General features: G+C 62.9%; 16 protein-coding genes. 8 read left to right on the forward strand and 8 right to left on the reverse strand.

The window, feature by feature from the left end; all coding sequences use genetic code 11:
• Positions 1 to 77: 77 nt before the first annotated feature.
• Positions 78 to 1,034, forward strand: coding sequence for a LysR family transcriptional regulator (locus C2L64_RS40780; protein ID WP_007578952.1), 957 nt, complete (start codon positions 78 to 80; stop codon positions 1,032 to 1,034).
• Between the two features lie 30 nt (positions 1,035 to 1,064).
• Here the strand turns inward: C2L64_RS40780 and C2L64_RS40785 are convergent, their stop codons facing one another.
• From C2L64_RS40785 to C2L64_RS40810, 6 genes are all read right to left on the reverse strand, one after another.
• Positions 1,065 to 1,874, reverse strand: coding sequence for an IclR family transcriptional regulator (locus tag C2L64_RS40785; RefSeq protein WP_007578953.1), 810 nt, complete (start codon positions 1,872 to 1,874; stop codon positions 1,065 to 1,067).
• Positions 1,875 to 1,931: 57 nt separating this feature from the next.
• Positions 1,932 to 2,663: an SDR family NAD(P)-dependent oxidoreductase gene (locus C2L64_RS40790; RefSeq protein WP_007578954.1), complete on the reverse strand. Its 732-nt coding sequence runs from the start codon at positions 2,661 to 2,663 to the stop codon at positions 1,932 to 1,934.
• A 15-nt stretch (positions 2,664 to 2,678) separates the two neighbouring features.
• Complete coding sequence (locus C2L64_RS40795; RefSeq protein WP_007578955.1) at positions 2,679 to 3,992, reverse strand: MFS transporter; 1,314 nt, start codon at positions 3,990 to 3,992, stop codon at positions 2,679 to 2,681.
• 74 nt (positions 3,993 to 4,066) lie between these two features.
• Positions 4,067 to 4,828 (reverse strand): SDR family NAD(P)-dependent oxidoreductase, encoded by a 762-nt coding sequence (locus C2L64_RS40800; protein ID WP_007578956.1) that lies wholly within the window; start codon positions 4,826 to 4,828, stop codon positions 4,067 to 4,069.
• Positions 4,829 to 5,356: a 2,4'-dihydroxyacetophenone dioxygenase family protein gene (locus C2L64_RS40805; protein WP_007578957.1), complete on the reverse strand. Its 528-nt coding sequence runs from the start codon at positions 5,354 to 5,356 to the stop codon at positions 4,829 to 4,831.
• 146 nt (positions 5,357 to 5,502) lie between these two features.
• Entirely contained in the window at positions 5,503 to 6,429 is a 927-nt protein-coding gene (locus C2L64_RS40810; protein WP_051058149.1) for a LysR family transcriptional regulator, read from the reverse strand.
• Between the two features lie 1,078 nt (positions 6,430 to 7,507).
• On the opposite strand from C2L64_RS40810, the gene C2L64_RS40815 reads away from it, so the two are divergent.
• Positions 7,508 to 8,722, forward strand: coding sequence for an MFS transporter (locus C2L64_RS40815; RefSeq protein WP_007578959.1), 1,215 nt, complete (start codon positions 7,508 to 7,510; stop codon positions 8,720 to 8,722).
• Positions 8,723 to 8,844: 122 nt separating this feature from the next.
• Here the strand turns inward: C2L64_RS40815 and kdgT are convergent, their stop codons facing one another.
• Positions 8,845 to 9,864, reverse strand: a complete 1,020-nt coding sequence (kdgT, locus tag C2L64_RS40820; RefSeq protein WP_007578960.1) for a 2-keto-3-deoxygluconate transporter — start codon at positions 9,862 to 9,864, stop codon at positions 8,845 to 8,847.
• Positions 9,865 to 10,145: 281 nt separating this feature from the next.
• On the opposite strand from kdgT, the gene kduI reads away from it, so the two are divergent.
• The 3 genes from kduI (at position 10,146) to kdgR (ending at position 12,796) form a co-directional block, all read left to right on the forward strand.
• A complete protein-coding gene (gene kduI / locus C2L64_RS40825) occupies positions 10,146 to 10,982 on the forward strand; it encodes a 5-dehydro-4-deoxy-D-glucuronate isomerase (protein ID WP_007578961.1) in 837 nt (278 codons plus the stop codon).
• Positions 10,983 to 11,016: 34 nt separating this feature from the next.
• Positions 11,017 to 11,814, forward strand: a complete 798-nt coding sequence (kduD, locus tag C2L64_RS40830) for a 2-dehydro-3-deoxy-D-gluconate 5-dehydrogenase KduD (RefSeq protein WP_007578962.1) — start codon at positions 11,017 to 11,019, stop codon at positions 11,812 to 11,814.
• 97 nt (positions 11,815 to 11,911) lie between these two features.
• Complete coding sequence (gene kdgR / locus C2L64_RS40835) at positions 11,912 to 12,796, forward strand: DNA-binding transcriptional regulator KdgR (RefSeq protein ID WP_007578963.1); 885 nt, start codon at positions 11,912 to 11,914, stop codon at positions 12,794 to 12,796.
• A gap of 989 nt (positions 12,797 to 13,785) precedes the next feature.
• On the opposite strand, the gene C2L64_RS40840 is transcribed toward kdgR, so the two are convergent.
• The gene (locus tag C2L64_RS40840) at positions 13,786 to 14,682 is read right to left on the reverse strand and encodes a LysR family transcriptional regulator (protein ID WP_007578964.1); all 897 of its coding nucleotides are present in this window, start codon (positions 14,680 to 14,682) and stop codon (positions 13,786 to 13,788) included.
• A gap of 119 nt (positions 14,683 to 14,801) precedes the next feature.
• On the opposite strand from C2L64_RS40840, the gene C2L64_RS40845 reads away from it, so the two are divergent.
• From C2L64_RS40845 to leuD, 3 genes are read left to right on the forward strand one after another with little or no spacing between them, the layout of a single operon-like run.
• On the forward strand, positions 14,802 to 15,680 hold the full coding sequence (locus C2L64_RS40845) for an alpha/beta fold hydrolase (RefSeq protein WP_007578965.1): 879 nt from the start codon (positions 14,802 to 14,804) through the stop codon (positions 15,678 to 15,680).
• A gap of 27 nt (positions 15,681 to 15,707) precedes the next feature.
• Positions 15,708 to 17,126, forward strand: a complete 1,419-nt coding sequence (gene leuC / locus C2L64_RS40850) for a 3-isopropylmalate dehydratase large subunit (RefSeq protein WP_007578966.1) — start codon at positions 15,708 to 15,710, stop codon at positions 17,124 to 17,126.
• Complete coding sequence (gene leuD / locus C2L64_RS40855) at positions 17,123 to 17,737, forward strand: 3-isopropylmalate dehydratase small subunit (RefSeq protein WP_007578967.1); 615 nt, start codon at positions 17,123 to 17,125, stop codon at positions 17,735 to 17,737. The genes leuC and leuD overlap by 4 nt, the downstream gene beginning before the upstream one ends.
• Positions 17,738 to 17,759 lie beyond the last annotated feature (22 nt).

Below are 17,759 nucleotides of genomic sequence, written 5' to 3' on the forward strand. Positions count from 1 at the left end.
TTTAGCGCCCAGGGATTGGACGTCTTCGTGAATTGAGACTAGATTACTCGTGCCAATCACCAACACAATGCAGCCGAATGGAAAATCATCATGCGCTATTAGCCAATAATGACGGCTTCCTGCGCGATCTTCAGTTGTTCTGCACCGTCGCCCGCCGGGCGAGCTTCATCACCGCGTCGACCGAAATGGGCATCTCGCCGTCGCACGTGAGCAAGCGCATCGCGTTGCTCGAAAAGAGTCTAGGCGTGAAGCTCTTCTTACGCACGACCCGTCGCGTCAGCGTAACGAGCGACGGCGAAGCGGCGTTCCAGTGGGCGCAAAAAATCCTCGACGACGTGCAAGGCATGTCCGACGCGTTCGCCGGGCTGAAGAGCGATCCGCGCGGCGTGATCCGCATCAGCACGAGCCTGCGCCTCGGCCGCGACCACGTATCGCCGATTCTCATGCTGTTGAGAAAGCGCTATGCCGCGCTCGAAATCTGGCTCGAACTGCTCGACCGGCGCGTCGATCTCGTCGGTGAAAACTTCGATATCGACGTGCGTGTCGGCAACATCCAGGAGCCGCATCTGATCGCGCACAAGATCGTCGACAGCGCGCGCATCCTGTGCGCGTCGCCTGCCTACCTGAAGCGTGCGGGCACGCCGCGCACGCTCGCCGATCTCGCGCAGCACGATTGCCTGCTGTTTCGCGATCGCGACCAGCGCTTCGGCGTGTGGCGCCTGACGGGGCCGGACGGCGAGAAGTCGGTCAAGGTCACAGGCCCGATCGCGTCGAATCACAGCGACATCGTGCAACGCTGGGCGCTCGAAGGCTATGGCGTGATCATGGCGTCGATCTGGGACGTCGCATCGAGCCTGGAATCGGGCGCGCTCGTGCGCGTGCTGCCGCAACACCAGCAACCCGCCGATGTCTGGGCCGTGACGTCGGCGCGCGCGTCATCGTCCGCGAAGATTCGCGTGTGCGTGGAGTTTCTGAAGGAACAGTTGACGCGCGGACCTTACGCGTTGAAAACGCGCGGCGTGGCCGGGTTTTGACAGAAACGTGCGGTGCAGTTTTCAGCGGCCTCAACCCGCCGAACGCGGCGCAGGCCCTAGCCTCTCGGCAACAGCCGCACACGCGGCGCGCAGCGGCTCGACATAGGTTTCCAAAGGCGTGTCGTTGCGCCTGAATAGCGGAATGCTCACGCTGATGCACGCAATGGGCAAACCGTCCGCGGCGCGAATCGCGCATCCATAGCAGAAGATCTGCGGTTCGTTTTCTTCGCGGTCTTCCGCGTAGCCGCGCTCGCGCGTCTCGTCCAGTTCGGCACGCAACGCATCCGGTTCGACGATCGTATTGGCCGTGAAGCGCGTGAGCGTCAGACCTTCGAGCACCGCATCGCGCGCCGCGTTGTCCAGCGCCGCGAGATACGCCTTGCCGACCGAACTCGAATACAAGGTCACGCGCGTGCCGATGCGCGACGCCATGCGCACCGCGTGCGGGCTTTCCAGCTTTTCGATGTAGACCATCTCGCTGCCGCTGCGCACGGCGAGGTGCACGGTTTCCTGCGTCGCGTCGCGCAGCGCCTGCAACGCGTCCGCCGCCGCGACGCGCACATCCGAGCGCTCCCAGCTGCGGCTGGCGAGCGTCATCAGGCGTGGCCCGAGTTCAAAGGTTCCGCCGCGCAAACTTTCGACGACCAGCCCTTCGGCCATCAACGCGCCGACGATCCGATACACCGTCGGACGCGGAAAGCCGCTCGCCGCCGCCAGTTGCGGCACGCTGGGCGCATCCTTCGCATCGGCGATCAACTGCAGCACCGACATGAACTTCGAAAAGGCGGCGGTGCCTGTGGCGCGTGCGGCTTCGAGCGCATCGGCGGCGGGTGTCGGCATGGTCGTTTGATGAACGTGAAAGGCGACGCGATTATAGCGAGGCGCGGCGCCGTGCCGTCACGCGACCAGATAGCCGCCGTCGACGGGCAGCACGGTGCCCGTGATGAACGACGCGCCCGGCGAGCACAGAAACGCGACGGCCGGGCCGATGTCGTCGGGCGAACCCCAGCGACCGAGCGGCGTGCGATCGAGAATCGCCTTCGAACGTTCGTCGTTCTGCTGCAGCGACTGCGTCAAAGGCGTGGCGATCCAGCCCGGCGCTACCGCATTCACGCGGATGCGGTCGGGCGCGTACGCGATGGCGAGCGACTTCGTCAGTTGCGCGACGCCGCCCTTGCTCGCGCTGTAGGCCGGCACCAGTCCGCCGCCGAAGAAGCTCAGCATCGAAGCCGTGTTGACGATCGCGCCGCCCTGCGCGCGCAACAGCGGCCGCGCCGCCGCGCACGCTCGCATCGTGCCCGTGAGGTTCACGTCGATCACCTGCGCGAATACTTCGGGGTCGAGTTCGTCGCCACGGCGGATCACGCCGGCGCAATTCACCAGCATGTCGAGCGAGGTCAACGACGCAAACAGCGCATCGACACTCTCTTTCGATGCGACGTCAAGCAGCATCGCTTCGATGCCGTCGGAGGCGAGCGCGCTGCGTTGCTCGTCGGTCGGCGCGAGCCCCGCCGCGATCACGCGCGCGCCGAGCGCAGCGAGTTGACGCGCGATGCCCGCGCCGATGCCTTGCGTGCCGCCCGTGACGACAGCCGTCTTGCCAGCAAACAGATCGTGTTGAAACGTCATATCGATTGATGAAGTTCAGGAGTGAGTCATGCGGGTTTCAGCTGTCGCGCCCTCGTCCGCGCGCTCGGCGACTGGCACGCGCACGACGAACATGTAGACGAGCGCCGCCGCGAACGCGACGCCCGCGCTGATCAGAAACGCGTTGACGAACGAATGCGTCTTGTCGACGACCACGCCCGTGATGAACGGCGCGAACGATCCGCCGAAATAGCCGCCGAAGTTCTGGATGCTGCCCAGCGACGCCACCAGGTGCCGCGGCGCGGCCACGCTGACGAGCGCCCATGCCGCGCCGCTTGCCAGGTTGACGAAGTACATCGCCAGAGAGAGGTACACGATTGCGAGCGTCAGCGTCGGCGTGAACGCGGCGGGCACCGTGAACACGGCCGCGCCGATCAGGCCGCAGCAGATCGGCCACTTGCGGCTGCGGATCGGCGCCATGCCGCGCGCCATCAGACCATCGGCGACGAAACCGCTCGACAGCATGCCGAGCGTGCCGAAGATGTACGGAATCGACACGACCCAGCCAGTCTTCGCGATGGTCAGATGCCGTTCGTGTTCCAGATACGCGGGCAGCCACGTGAGATACAGCCACACCATATAGATCACGCCCATGAAGCCGAAGATCATGCCCCAGGTCGTCGCGTTGCCGAACAGGCCGCGCCATTCGGCGAACGTCATCTTGCGTTCCGCGCGCGCGAGCGGCTCTTCTTCCGTCAGATGCTTCACCTCGTTCGGTTCGAGGGTGATGTCGGCGCGGTTGCGATAGATCAGGTACCAGCCAATCGACACCGCAATCCCGAGCACGCCCATCACGACGAACATCCAGCGCCAGCCGAACGACAGCAGCAGCACGGTGAGAATGGGCGGCGCGAGCGCCGGTCCGATCGTCGACGAGGTGGTGAAGATGCCCGTCGGGCGACCACGTTCGCGCAGCGCATACCATTCGCTGACCACTTTCGCGCCCGCCGGAAATTGCGGCGCTTCGCCGATGCCGAGCGCGATGCGCGCCGCGAGAAACTGCGGCAACGTATGCACGAGGCCGCCGCACAGCTGCGCGCACGACCACACGAACATGCCGAGGCCGAGCATCACACGCGCGCCGAAGCGGTCGAGCATCGCGCCGACGGGAAGCTGCGAAAACGCGTACGCAAACGAAAAGGCCGACAGCAGCAGCCCCATTTGCGACGCCGACAAGCCAAGCTCGCCGCTCACCGAATGATTGGCGATCGACAGCGTGCTGCGGTCCAGATAATTGACGATGCCCGCCAGCGTCAGGAACGTTAGCGCGATCCATTGAATGCGCCTCAGGCGCGGTGATTTTGCTTGCATGTGTATGTCTCCTCCGTTGCTCTTGTGAGTCTGTGTGGAAGTTACTGCGTAAATGGAATGGGGTTGCCGGTGAATCAGTAAGTGGCGCGTCCTCCGGAAAGATCGAATACCGCGCCCGTGCTGAACGTGCATGACGACGAGCAGAGCCACAACGTCAGTTCAGCGACTTCGTCCGGCTCGCCGAGACGCCTCATCGGGCTTTTGTCGATCATCGTCTGCACATGCGCCGGTGACATCTGTTCGAGCAGCGACGTGCGCACGGCTGCGGGTGCAATGGCGTTGACGAGCACGTTGCCTTGCGCCAGTTCCTTGCCGAGCGACTTCGTCAGCGCCAGCACGCCCGCTTTCGCGGCGCTATATGCCGACGCATTCGGTGTGCCTTCCTTGCCCGCGAGCGACGCGATGTTGACGACGCGCGCATCGCGCGCGCGGCGCAGCGTGGGCACCAGTTGCCGGCACACGTTGAACGTCCCTTTGAGATTCACATCGACGATGCGCGACCATTCGGCAGGATCGTATTCGTCGAGTGGCATCGTCGGTCCTGCGTAGCCCGCGTTATTGACGAGCACGTTGACGCCGCCGAATCGTTCGAGCGTCGCCTGCGCGGCGCGCTCTACTGATGTGATGTCCACGATATCGACTGCAAAACACGCGATGCGCGGGCTATCAGCGAATGAAGCATCCGTATCGCGATCCCACACGGCCACGGATGCGCCGCAGTCCACGAGCCGGCGCACAATCTCCGCGCCGATCCCGCGTGCACCGCCCGTCACGACGGCCACCGCGCCCGTGAAGTCGTACGACGCGCGGCGCAATTCGAAAGGCGCATTCACCACTCACCTCACGAACTGGTCGACATAGTTCGCGCCGAGTCCGACGCGCTCGTAGTGCGCGCGGCACATGTCGAGCTTCGTGAATACGTCTTCGTAGCCGGTGTAGTTACCGTATGGATCGCAGTAGTACATGACGCCGTTGACCTGGAAGTACGTGATCATTTCTTCGACGTCTTCGGGTACATAGAGCGTATGCGTTTCGCCCGGCGGCTCGAACACGTAGCTACCTTCCGTCGCAATCCAGTCGTGCTCCAGATAACGCCAGCGCCCCTTGAGCACCATGCCGTGCACCGCCTGCGGATGACGATGGCGGCTCAGCACGCCCGACTTGCGCACGCGCAGCAGATTCATCCAGTAACCGCTCGACACGTTCAGACACAGCGGCCGGAACGAGACGTTTTCTCCCTGCGGGACCCACACGCGTTCATCCTGCGGAATCGCCGATTTCACGACGATCTCACGCAGCGCTTCGGGCGGATTGGGGAGCTGATAAGGCGTCATCGCATCGACGCCGTTTGTTGGGGCTGTCATTGTGTCTCCGAAGATTTCGTCCATATTATGGACTTTAAAATCGTATTGTGGACACAATGGTCGGACGGATCGAAAGCGGTGTCAAGCGTTGATTACGCGATAGCGCACGCGCGCAGAAAAGAGAAAACCGCTGGTCAACAAAGCGCTCAAGCCGCGCTTTCCGTCGCGCCGCCGACGCGCGTTTCCAGAAAACGCAGCAGCGCTTTCACCTTGCTCGAATGACGGCGGTTGGGCAAATACGCGGCATACACGACGGCCTCGTCGTTCTGCGGTGTCACATTGCAGTCCGCGAAGAGGCGCATCAGACGCCCCGCGTTGATCTCGTGATTGACGAGCCAGTCCGGCAACAACGCCAGCCCTTGCCCAGCGAGCACTGCTTCGAGCAGCATCTCCAGGCTGTTCGAAATAAGCCGTCCGCGCACATCAATACGCTCGTGTTCCGCGCCCCGGCTAAACGTCCACACCTGTCGCGCGCGATAACTGCCGCCATACGCGATGCGCAGACATTCGTGTTCGGCGAGCGCGGCGGGCGTCGGCGGCGTGCCCGCGCGTTGCAGATAGTCGTGGCTCGCAACGAGATAGCGCGGATTGTCCGCGAGCTTCTTCACGACGAGATTTGGATCGCGCGTCAGCATGCCGATTCGCACGGCGACATCGATGCGATCGAGCGCGAGGTCTGCGTAGTGATCGGCGACCACGACATCGAGCGCGACGCGCGGATATTCGGCGAGAAACGCGGCGAGATGCGGCGCGAGCTGCACACGGTTGTAGGCGGACGGCACGGTGATACGCAGCGCGCCGACGGGCGCAGCGCCGCTGTCGAGAATGCTCTCGTCGGCCTCGGCGAGATCGTCGAGTACCTTCGATATCTGCTCGACGTAAGCGGTGCCCGCGTCCGTCAGGCTGACCTTGCGCGGCGTGCGCGTGAGCAAGGCTGTGCCGAGCGATGTTTCGAGCGCATCCATGAGCCGCGTCACCGACGACGTCGCCACGCCGAGGCGCTGCGCGGCCTTGGCGAAACCGCCCGCATCGGCGACTTCGAGCAGTGTGTTCAACGCGAGCAGTTTGTCCATGCGGGCGATTATGCCCACGAAGACGATTGCGCTCCACGCAACGGACGTTTGCACTCAGCGCCTATTCAAACATTGCGTTACAACGGCTAATCTGTGTTGGTGGCAGCCGCGTTGTGTATTCGGCTTTGCGTGGCGCAAGCTGTGTGGTTTGCTTGTGGTTTCGCTGGCATCCGCGGTTTGTTAGCGTGCTTCACGCGTCGCCCCTGTGCGGGGCGGCACCTACTTTTCTTTGCCGCCGCAAAGAAAAGTAGGCAAAAGAAAGCGGCTAACACCGCCAGCACGTGTTCTTATCCGCGGGCCCCCAACGTCCCCACGCTTCACACGACAGTGCCCTGGTTGGTGCCCGTTGCCAACGCTTTGAATGAATGCCTCACCAGCTTCAGGCACTCGTATAACGGGTCAGCGGCAGCGAATGGTATGCGCCGCCCAGGTGGCAAACTGTGTGTAGGTTGTCGCGGCGTACGCGTTAGCGCTCTTGCAGGGTGGGACGCATGCGCAATCGGTCCGACGTGAGGCGTGTGTGCCTCTACGGCCTACACACAGTTTGCCACCTGGGCGGCGGCGGAATATCTGGCACGGCGTGCCGCAACGCGGGAGAGTGGAGCAGGTGAGGCGCTCTTTCAATGCGCTGGCAACGAGCATGAGTCACGTGATTGCCGTGTGAAGCGTAGGAACCTTTGGGGGCCCTCAGGCAAGAAGAAATGTTGGCGGTGTTAGCCGCTTTCTTTTGCCTACTTTTCTTTGCGGCGGCAAAGAAAAGTAGGTGCCGCCCCGCACAGGGGCGACGCGTGAAGCACGCTAACAAACCGCGGATGCCAGCGAAACCACAAGCAAACCGCACAGCTTGCGCCGCGCAAACGCAACACTGGAAGCACCAAAAACACAACGCGGATACCAGCGCAACGCCCAGATGCCACCGGCGCTTCATCCGATTACGCAAAGCTTGCACACGCACCGAATACACGCCATGCGCAGCGTTCACTGCAATTCGCTATGCTGCAAGGCAACACTGAAACACAACACGCACCGCAAGCATTCAGGTCATAGCCAACCATTGGCTAAAGAAAAAGGAGTCAGCATGTCCAGCAGTTCCTCGACGCTCGCACGCAGCGACACGGCCACCGGGCTAACACGCGGCCTGATCGCGCTATTCGCATTCAGTTGCGGCGCGATCGTCGCCAACCTGTACTACGCGCAACCGATCACCGAACTGATCGCGCCGTCGATCCACATGTCGAGCGGCATGGCGAGCCTGATCGTCTCGCTCACGCAGATCGGCTACGCGCTCGGCCTGTTCTTTCTCGTGCCGCTCGGCGATCTGCTCGAGAACCGCAAGCTGATGATTGCGACGGCGCTGGTATCGATTGCGAGCCTCGCGGCTGCGTCGTTCACGCACGCACCGGGTGCTTTCCTCGCGGTCTCGCTGCTAATCGGCTTTAGCTCCGTCGCCGTGCAGATATTGATTCCGCTAGCCGCGCATCTCGCGCCAGATGAAACGCGTGGACGCGTCGTCGGCACGATCATGGGCGGGCTGCTGCTCGGCATTCTGCTGTCGCGGCCCATTTCGAGCATCGTCGCGGGTCACTTCGGATGGCGTGTCGTGTTCGGCTCGGCTGCCGTGCTGATGGCGATCGTCACGACCGTGCTCGCGCTGACGATTCCGAAGCGCCAGCCCTCGCATCAGGCGACGTATCCTCAACTGATCGCGTCGCTCGGCCATCTGATTCGCACGATGCCTGTGCTGCGTCATCGCGCGCTGTATCAGGCATTGATGTTCGGCTCGTTCAGCCTGTTCTGGACAGCCGTGCCCGTCGAGTTGACGCGCCATTACGGGCTGTCGCAGACGGCGATCGCCGTGTTCGCGCTGGTCGGCGCAATCGGCGCGACGTCGGCGCCCATCGCGGGCCGGCTCGCCGACGCGGGCCACACGGTGCGCGCGACGCTGATCGCGCTGGTGGTCGGCGCGCTGGCCTATACGCCTGGCCTGCTCCATCCGGCGTGGGGCGTTGGCGGTCTCGTCGTGACGGGCGTCGTGCTCGACTTCGCGGTGCAGATGAATATGGTGCTCGGCCAGCGCGAGATTTACGCGCTGCACGCCGCGAGCCGCAACCGGCTGAACGCGCTGTATATGACGAGCATCTTTGTCGGTGGCGCGATCGGTTCGGCGCTTGCCAGCCCGCTCTACGATCACGGCGGCTGGACGCTGGTGGCAAGCGTCGCGACGGCTTTCCCGGTGATCGCGCTCGCGCATTACCTGGTGATCGGCCGGCCGCATGCCGCGGGCCACGCATGAAGATCTGAACGGCCTCTCATTCGACAGCCATAAACAAAAACGGCGCGAACCGGCTCAACTGATCTGCCGGTTCGCGCCGTTTTGCTTGCAGCGCGTGCGTTGCTTGTGAGTCGCCTATGCGCTTATTCGTGCGCGCCGAGCGGCTGAGGCAACGGCCCTGCGTCGTCCTCCTCCATCCGCGCGCTCTCGCCTGCTTTCAGCCTTGCGCGCTTCGACCACGTCGCCGTGAGAATCGGCACGAGGATCGCCGTGACGAGGCACGCGGTCGCGACCATCGCCGTCGCTGCCGGCACCACTGGCTTGAAGTGCGGAATCATCTCGCCGATGATCGACGGATTGGCCACCGCCGCGCCCGCCGTCGATGATGCCGCGAGGCCCGCTGCGCCATTGCCACCCGCGATATAGCGGTCGGCGAGAATCAGCGGAATGCCCGTGATGACGATCACGCCCAGCCCGAGCAGCACGCCCGGAATGCCACTCTTGACGATCACGTTCAGGTCGATACCGTTGCCGAGCGCAAAGCCGAAGAACGGAATCAGCGGCACCACACAGCGGCCGAACAGTTCGCGCAGCGCGCTATCCAGATTGCCGAGCGTGAAGCCGATGACAAACGGCAGCACCGCGCCGACGAACAGCCGCGGCTCGAAGAACGCGACGCCCGTCGCGCCGAGAATGATCATGCTGACGAGCGGCCCCGATTCGATCGACATCAGCACGAACGCCCCCGCTTCTTCCTTCGTGCCGTATTGCTGCATCACGGCGGCATAGAGCCCGCCGTTGGTCATGTCCATTGACGTGGTGATGGCCAGCACCGACAGCCCGGCGAACAATCCTGTCTTGATGCCGTCGATAGGCAGCAGCGACGACGCGATGATCGTCGCGAGCCACGCGACCAGCATCTTCGTGACGAGCAACGTACCCGACTTGCGCAACACGGTGCCCGTGGCGCGCAGATCGATGGTCGCGCCCATGCAGAAGAACCACACGGCGAGAATCGGCACAGTGCCCGTGATCAGGCCGTTCGTGAACGACCCAAAGTATTTGCCGGCGCCGGGCGCGAACGAATGTACGCAAGCGCCGAGCAACAGCGGTATCAGCATGAGACCGCCTGGTACGCGGTCGATTGCCTTCTTCAGTTTCATGTCTCCTCCATACGACGCCAGGCCGGTGATGGGAACGGCGGAAAGGTCCGGTATGGTCCGGCTACATCCACCTGTCCGCGGACTATAGCATCGACAAAGGAACGATGTTCCGTTTTTGTTAGTGTCGAGATTAATCGTTTACCCTGCTTTAACAATACCTCTCCCGGAATATGGATATTTGACATTTTCTTTATTTCGGACCGGCGTTCCGATCATGCTAGACTGCGCGCACAATCAACCCGGACGCGGCGTCCAGCGTGCCGCCCAGCAGCGGAGGAGACATGGAAGTCAGGCAGAGCATCAACAGCGAATACGCGAAGACGCTCGACACAACCGGCCTCAGAAAAGAGTTTCTGGTCGAGAAGGTGTTCGAACCGGATGCGCTTGCGCTCACGTATAGCCATATCGACCGGATCATCGTTGGCGGTGCGTTTCCGCAGACGCGCGCCGTCGAAGTGCCCAGCTCGCTCGGTAAATCGATCGGCGTCAGTTATCTGCTGGAGCGGCGCGAACTCGGCGCGATCAATATCGGTGGTGACGGTTGGGTCGAGGCGGATGGCAAGCGCTTTGCCGTGCGCAATGAGGAAGCGATCTTTGTCGGCAAGGGCACGCAGTCGCTGACGTTCGGCAGCGACGATCCCGCGCATCCCGCGAAGTTCTATCTGAACTGCGCGCCAGCGCAGGCCACGTTTCCGACGCGCACCATCACGCTCGCCGAAGCATCGCCGCAAACGCTCGGCGATCCCGCGACGAGCAACCGCCGCACGATCTATAAGTTCATCGTTCCCGAAGTGCTGCCCACCTGCCAGCTGTCGATGGGCATGACCAAGCTCGAACCTGGCAGCCTCTGGAACACGATGCCTTGCCACACGCACGAGCGGCGCATGGAAGTGTATTTCTACTTCAACGTCGCCGACGATGCCGCCGTCTTCCACATGCTCGGCGAGCCGCAGGAGACGCGGCATATTCTCGTGCACAACGAGCAGGCCGTGATCTCGCCGAGCTGGTCGATTCACTCGGGCGTCGGCACGCGGGCCTATACGTTCATCTGGGGGATGGTCGGCGAAAACCAGGTGTTCAGCGACATGGACCATCTCGCCGTGCGCGATCTGCGCTAATGCAACGCAGGTTTTCATCGATCAGGAATCGCGCATGACTTCGCATCCTTCGCATCCTTCGCACCCTTCACACCCTCCGCATCCCTTCGATCTCGGCGGCAAGGTCGCGCTCGTCACGGGCAGCAACACGGGACTCGGCGCGGGCATGGCACGCGCGCTCGCGGCCGCGGGCTGCGACATCGTCGGCGTGAGCCGCTCGGACGACAGCGACACCGCGCAACAGGTGAAGGCACTGGGCCGCCGCTACGTCGGCGTGAGCGCGGACCTGTCGAACATCGCGCCCATCGACGACATCGTGCGCGCCGCGCTCGAAGCCTGCGGGCGCATCGATGTGCTGGTGAACAATGCCGGCATCATCCGGCGCGCGGACGCGCTCACGTTCAGCGAGGACGACTGGGATGCCGTGATGAACGTGAACCTGAAGAGCGCGTTCTTTCTTGCGCAGGCCGTCGCGCGTCATTTCGTCGAGCAGGACAAGCGCGGCAAGATCATCAACGTCGCATCGATGCTGTCGTTCCAGGGCGGCATCCGCGTCGCGTCGTACACGTCGTCGAAAAGCGGCATGCTCGGACTGACGCGCCTGCTCGCCAACGAATGGGCGGCGCGCGGCATCAACGTGAATGCGATCGCGCCGGGCTACATGGCGACATCGAACACGGCGGCGCTGCGCGACGATGAGCAGCGCAACAGCGAGATCGTCGCGCGCATCCCGGCGGGACGCTGGGGCACACCCGACGATCTCGCGGGCCCGGTTGTATTTCTCGCGTCGGTGGCTTCGGACTATGTGCATGGCCACACGCTCGCCGTCGACGGCGGCTGGCTTGCGCGGTGATGTGATTTGATGTGAATTGCGCGGCGCACGCGGTATATTTCGGCGATCAGCAACATCGTTGTGGAAAGACGCTGCGGGCAACCGCTGCGCAGACACTATGGCAGCCATCGACAAACTCAAGACCACGGCCACCGCGCCCCGCAAGCGCGCCGCCGCCCCGCTCACGTCCGACGTGGACGCCGCCGATAAGGGCGAATCGCTGTCGTCGATCGCGCGCGTGTTCGCGATCCTCGGCGCGATTGGCGACAGCGGGCAGATTGGCATCAGCGAGCTATCGCAACGGCTTTCGCTATCGAAGACGACTGTGCATCGCGTGCTGCAAACGCTGAAGGCGCTTGGGTATGTGACGCAAGAGGTCGAGACCGAGCGCTATCACCTCACCATCCGGCTGTTCGAACTCGGTGCGAAGGCGCTGGAAAGCGTTGATCTCGTGCGCGAGGCTGATATCGAGATGCGGCGCATTGCGGGCGCGACGCGTGAGGCCGTGCACCTCGGCACGTTTGACGAAGACGCGATTATCTATATCCACAAGATCGACGCCGATTATGGGCTGCGGATGCAGTCGCGCATCGGGCGACGTAATCCGTTGCATAGCACGGCGATTGGCAAGGTGTTGCTTGCGTGGATGGAACCTGCTGAAGCGCGCGAGGTGTTGTCGCATATCGAGTTTCGCAAGTCGACTGCGAAGACGCTCGCTTCTGCCGATGCGGTGATGAGCATTCTGCCGCAGGTGCGGGCGCAGGGTTATGGTGAGGATATCGAGGAGCAGGAGGAAGGCTTACGATGCCTGGCTGTGCCTGTGTTTGATCGGTTTGGGCGTGTGATTGCGGGGCTTTCTGTGTCGTTTCCGACTATGCGGTGTGGGGCTGATACCAAGTTGCACTATGTGGCTTTGCTCAAGGCTGCGGGGGCTGCTGTGTCGGCAAGGCTCGGGTATCGCGAGCCGACGCAGGAAGCGGCTGAGATCACGCATCCGGGCTGACACTGAAGGTCAGCTTTTTTGTTGGATGCGCCTGCGCGGCGCGGACGGTTTGGTTTTTTGCCTTCGCGAGGCGGGGTTTTGTTGCGCACGCGGTTTGGCTTTTTTGGGGTTTGCGCTGGCATCCGCGTATTGCCTTCGTGCTTCAAGCGTCGCCCCTGTGCTTTTGCCTCTGCGCTGGCATCCGCGTTATGACTTACCCCTTCACGCGTTGCCCCTGTGCGGGGCGGCACCTACTTTTCTTTGCCGCCGCAAAGAAAAGTAGGCAAAAGAAAGCGGCTCACACCGCCAACATTTCTTCCTGCCTGAGGGCCCCCAACCGGTCCCTAACTTCACACGGCAACCTGCTTGTTCAGCGTTCGTTGCCAGCGCTCTTGCGGTGCGCCTCACCCGCTTCACACACCCGCGCTGCACCATGCCGTGCCAGATATTCCACGGCCGCCCAGGTGGCAAACTGTGTGTAGGCCGTAGCGCTACACACGCCTCACTCCGGACCGATAGCGCACGCGTTCCACCCTGTAAGAGCGCCAGGCTATACGACGCGACAACCTACACACAGTTTGCCACCTGGGCGGCACATACCATTCGCTGCCGCTGGCCCGAGTACGGGTATTCGAAGCGGGTGAGGCGCACATTCAAAGCGTTGGCAACGCACGCAAACAGAAAGGCTGCCGTGTGAAGCGTAAGACCCTGTAGGGGCCCTCAGGCAAACACAAGAACTGGCGGTGTTAGCCGCTTTCTTTTGCCTACTTTTCTTTGCGGCGGCAAAGAAAAGTAGGTGCCGCCCCGCACAGGGGCAACGCGTGAAGGGGTACGTCATAACGCGGATGCCAGCGCAGAGGCAAAAGCACAGGGGCGACGCTTGAACAGCAAACACCGTAACGCGGATGCCAGCGCCGAGGCAAATAAACCAAACAGCGTGCGCAGCAAAACCCCGCCTCGCGAAGGCAAAAAAAACCAAACCGCCCGCGCCGCGAAGGCGCAAAAAAAACTCACCGCGGGGAAGCCCGCAAATACTCCCCAAGAAAATCAACAAACGTCCGCAGCTTCACGGAAAGCTGATTACGTTCAAGATAAATCGCATGAATATCCGCACTGGGCAACGCCCAATCAACCAAAAGCGGCACGAGCGCGCCCCGCTCCAGATACTCCCCAATCTCCCACTGCGAACGCACAACCACACCACGCCCTTCAAGCGCCCAGTGCAGCACTGCACTGCCATCATTACTCGCTAGCGGCCCATCCACCTTCACAGTCTCCACGCGCTTGCCGCGCGAAAAATGCCACGTCCCATAAGCCGACTCATTCTCGCGCAGCACAATACACGCATGCCGCGTCAGATCATGCGGCAGCAAAGGCATCCCATGACGCTTCACATAGTCGGGCGACGCGCACACGATGCGCCGGTTCTTCATCAACAAACGCGCATTGACACGCGCATCAGGCACCTCGCCAAACCGGATGCCAAGATCAAAACCCTCTTCCTGCAAACTCATCGGCCTATCGGTCAGATGAAGCTGAATCTTCATCGACGGAAAACGCGCAACGAAATCGGAAATCGCAGGCGCAATCCGCGCACGGCCGAAACCGAACGAAGCATTCACACGCAGCAACCCCGCCGGCTCAGCGCGGCTGCGCGTCACCAGCTGTTCGAGTTCCTGCAACTCGTCGAGTATCCGCGAACCGTTCGCGAGATATAGCTCGCCTTCCGGCGTCAGGCTCAGACGCCGCGTCGTGCGGTTCATCAGGCGCACGCCCAGCCGCCGTTCGAGTTGCGCCAGGCGCTTGCTGACAGCCGGCGGCGTCACGCCAAGCTCGCGCGCCGCTGCCGCCAGATTGCGATGCCGCGCGACCAGCGCAAACAGATTCAGATCCGAAAAGCCGTCCATTTTCACTGTCTCCCAACGTCCGTCACGATTCGTTCCTTTAAGTTACGACCGGAATGCTTTTGCGGAAACCCTATCTCTCAAGGCATCAATTAGACTCGATTCAACCTTGGGAGACAACGATGTTCGAAGGATTCACGGATGCGTCGGCCCACATCGACGGCATCAACATTCATGCAATCAAGGGCGGAACCGGGCCCGCGCTGCTGCTGTTGCACGGCCACCCGCAGACGCATGCAATCTGGCACAAGGTCGCGCCCACACTGGCCGCCCACTTCACCGTGATCGCCGCCGACCTGCGCGGCTACGGCGACAGCGGCAAGCCGCAAGGCGCGGCGGATCACGCGAACTACTCCAAGCGCCGCATGGCGCTCGATCAGGTTGAATTGATGCGCGCTCACGGCTTCGCGTCGTTTGCGGTGATCGGCCATGACCGAGGTGGACGCGTGGCCGCGCGCATGGCGCTCGATCACCCCGACGCCGTCGAGCGCCTCGTCACGCTCGACGTCGCGCCGACGCTCGCGATGTACGAGAAAACCTCGTTCGATTTCGCCCGCGCTTACTGGCACTGGTTCATGCTGGTGCGTCCCGCGCCGTTTCCGGAGACGCTGATCCGCGCGGACCCGGACCTCTATTTGAAGCAGACGATCGGCGCGCGCAGCGCGGGCCTCGCGCCGTTCACGACCGAAGCCTACGCCGACTATCTGCGCTGTCTGTCCGATCCCGCTACCGCGCATGGCATCTGCGAGGACTACCGCGCGAGCGTCACGATCGATCTCGAACACGACCGCGCGACGCTCGCCGCGCGTGAGCAGATCACGTGCGACTTTCTCGCACTATGGGGCGCGCAAGGCGTGATCGAGCAATGCTTCGAGCCGCTTGCGGAGTGGCGGCCATACGCACCGCAAGTCCAAGGCGAAGCACTGCCCTGCGGCCACTACATCCCGGAAGAAGCGCCGCAACTTTTCCTGGACCGCGTGCTGCCCTTTCTTGGCACGTGACTCCAACACAAAGAACCCCACATCACCATGTCGAAACGAACCCTCTACCAGAAGCTCGTCGAGTCACATCTCGTCTCGCGCATCGACGAACAGAACGTGCTGCTGTACGTCGATCTGCATCTGATGAACGAGTACACCAGCCCGCAGGCCTTCAGCGCGCTCGAAGCGCGTGGCCGCGCGGTGCGCAGGCCACGGCAGCAACTCGCCGTCGTCAGTCATATCATTCCAACTCACGCTGAAACGCCGCGCGTGATCCGCGACGCCGCATCGCTCGTGCTCGCACAGAATCTCGGCCGCAACTGCGAGCGCGCCGGCATCCGCCTGCTCGCCGCGAACGATCCGATGCAGGGCATCGAGCACATCGTCGCGCCCGAGATGGGACTCGTGCGGCCCGGCATGGTCGTGCTTTGCGGCGACAGCCACACGACCACGTACGGCGCATTGGGTGCGCTGGGCTTCGGCATCGGCACGTCCGAGGTCGAGCATGTGCTCGCGACGCAAACCCTCGTCTACCGGCTCGCGCAAACCATGCGCATCGTGATCGATGGCGCGCTGCCTTATGGCACGTCATCGAAAGACGTCGTGATCTGGCTGCTCAGCCGGATCGGCGCACAAGGCGCGCGCGGCTATGCCGTCGAATTCGCGGGATCGACCATCGCTTCGCTATCCGCGGAAGCGCGCATGACCTTGTGCAACATGACCGTCGAAGCCGGCGCGCGCGCCGCGCTGATCGCACCCGACGCGACCACTTTCGACTATGTGCACGCGCATGCCAACACGCTCGACGAAACAGCGTGGCAAACCGCCCTCGACGACTGGCACACCCTTCGCTCCGACGACGACGCGCACTTCGACGCCGAACACCGTTTCGACGCGCGCGACATCGCGCCGTTCGTCACGTGGGGCACGAGCCCCGACCAGGCCATCGCGATCGATGCGCGCATCCCCGGCGAAGCCGAACAGCCTTCGCGCGAAGCTGCCGCGTCGCTGCGCCGCGCGCTCGACTACATGGGACTTCAAGCACAACAGCCGCTGGCCGGCACGCGGATCGATCGCGTCTTTATCGGCTCGTGTACGAATGGGCGCATCGAAGACCTGCGCAGCGTCGCGCAGATCGTGCGCGGCAAGCACGTCGCGCAAGGCGTGCGCGCGATGGTGGTGCCCGGCTCGGGCAGCGTGCGCCGCGCAGCCGAACAGGAAGGCATCGCGCAGACGCTCATCGACGCCGGCTTCGAATGGCGCGAGCCGGGCTGCTCGATGTGCCTCGCGATGAACGACGACATGCTCGACGAAGGCGAGCGCTGCGCATCGACGACGAACCGCAATTTCGAAGGACGCCAGGGACGCGGCGGCCGCACGCATCTGATGAGTCCCGTGATGGCAGCAGCAGCCGCGCTGACCGGCTGCATCACCGATGTCCGCACACTGGAGATACACGCGCGATGAACCGCTTGACCATCATCGAAGGAACGGCGGCGCCGTTGCCCATCGACAACCTCGACACCGACCAGATCATGCCGAAGCAGTTCCTGCGCATCGTCGACAAGGCCGGTCTTGCAGATGGATTGCTGTACGACTTGCGCTTCGATGCGCAAGGCGTGCCGCGCGCCAACTGCGTGTTCAATCAGCGCGCCTGGGACGGCGCGCGCATTCTGATCGGCGGAGCGAACTTCGGCTGCGGATCGAGCCGCGAGCACGCGGTGTGGGGCTTGCAGCAATACGGCTTTCAAGCCGTAATCGCGCCGAGTTTCGCGGAGATTTTCTACTCCAACGCGATGAACAACCGGCTGCTGCTCGTGCAACTCGAACGCGAAGCAATCGATGCACTCGTGCAGGCTTCGACCCAAACGCCTGAATCGAAACTCCGCATCGATCTCGAACGGCAAACCGTGACGGCTGCACACGGACAGACCTACACGTACCCGCTCGGCGCGCGCCACAAGCAAATGGTGATCGAAGGCATGGACACGATCGATCTGACGCTCGCGTCCCTGCACGATATCGAGGCGTTCGAGCGCGCGCATTTCGCGCGGCGCGCATGGGCACAAGTCCTATGAAAGCCGCGCCGCCATCGCCATA

Origin of the sequence: Paraburkholderia hospita, from assembly GCF_002902965.1 — a bacterium.
Taxonomy (GTDB): domain Bacteria; phylum Pseudomonadota; class Gammaproteobacteria; order Burkholderiales; family Burkholderiaceae; genus Paraburkholderia; species Paraburkholderia hospita.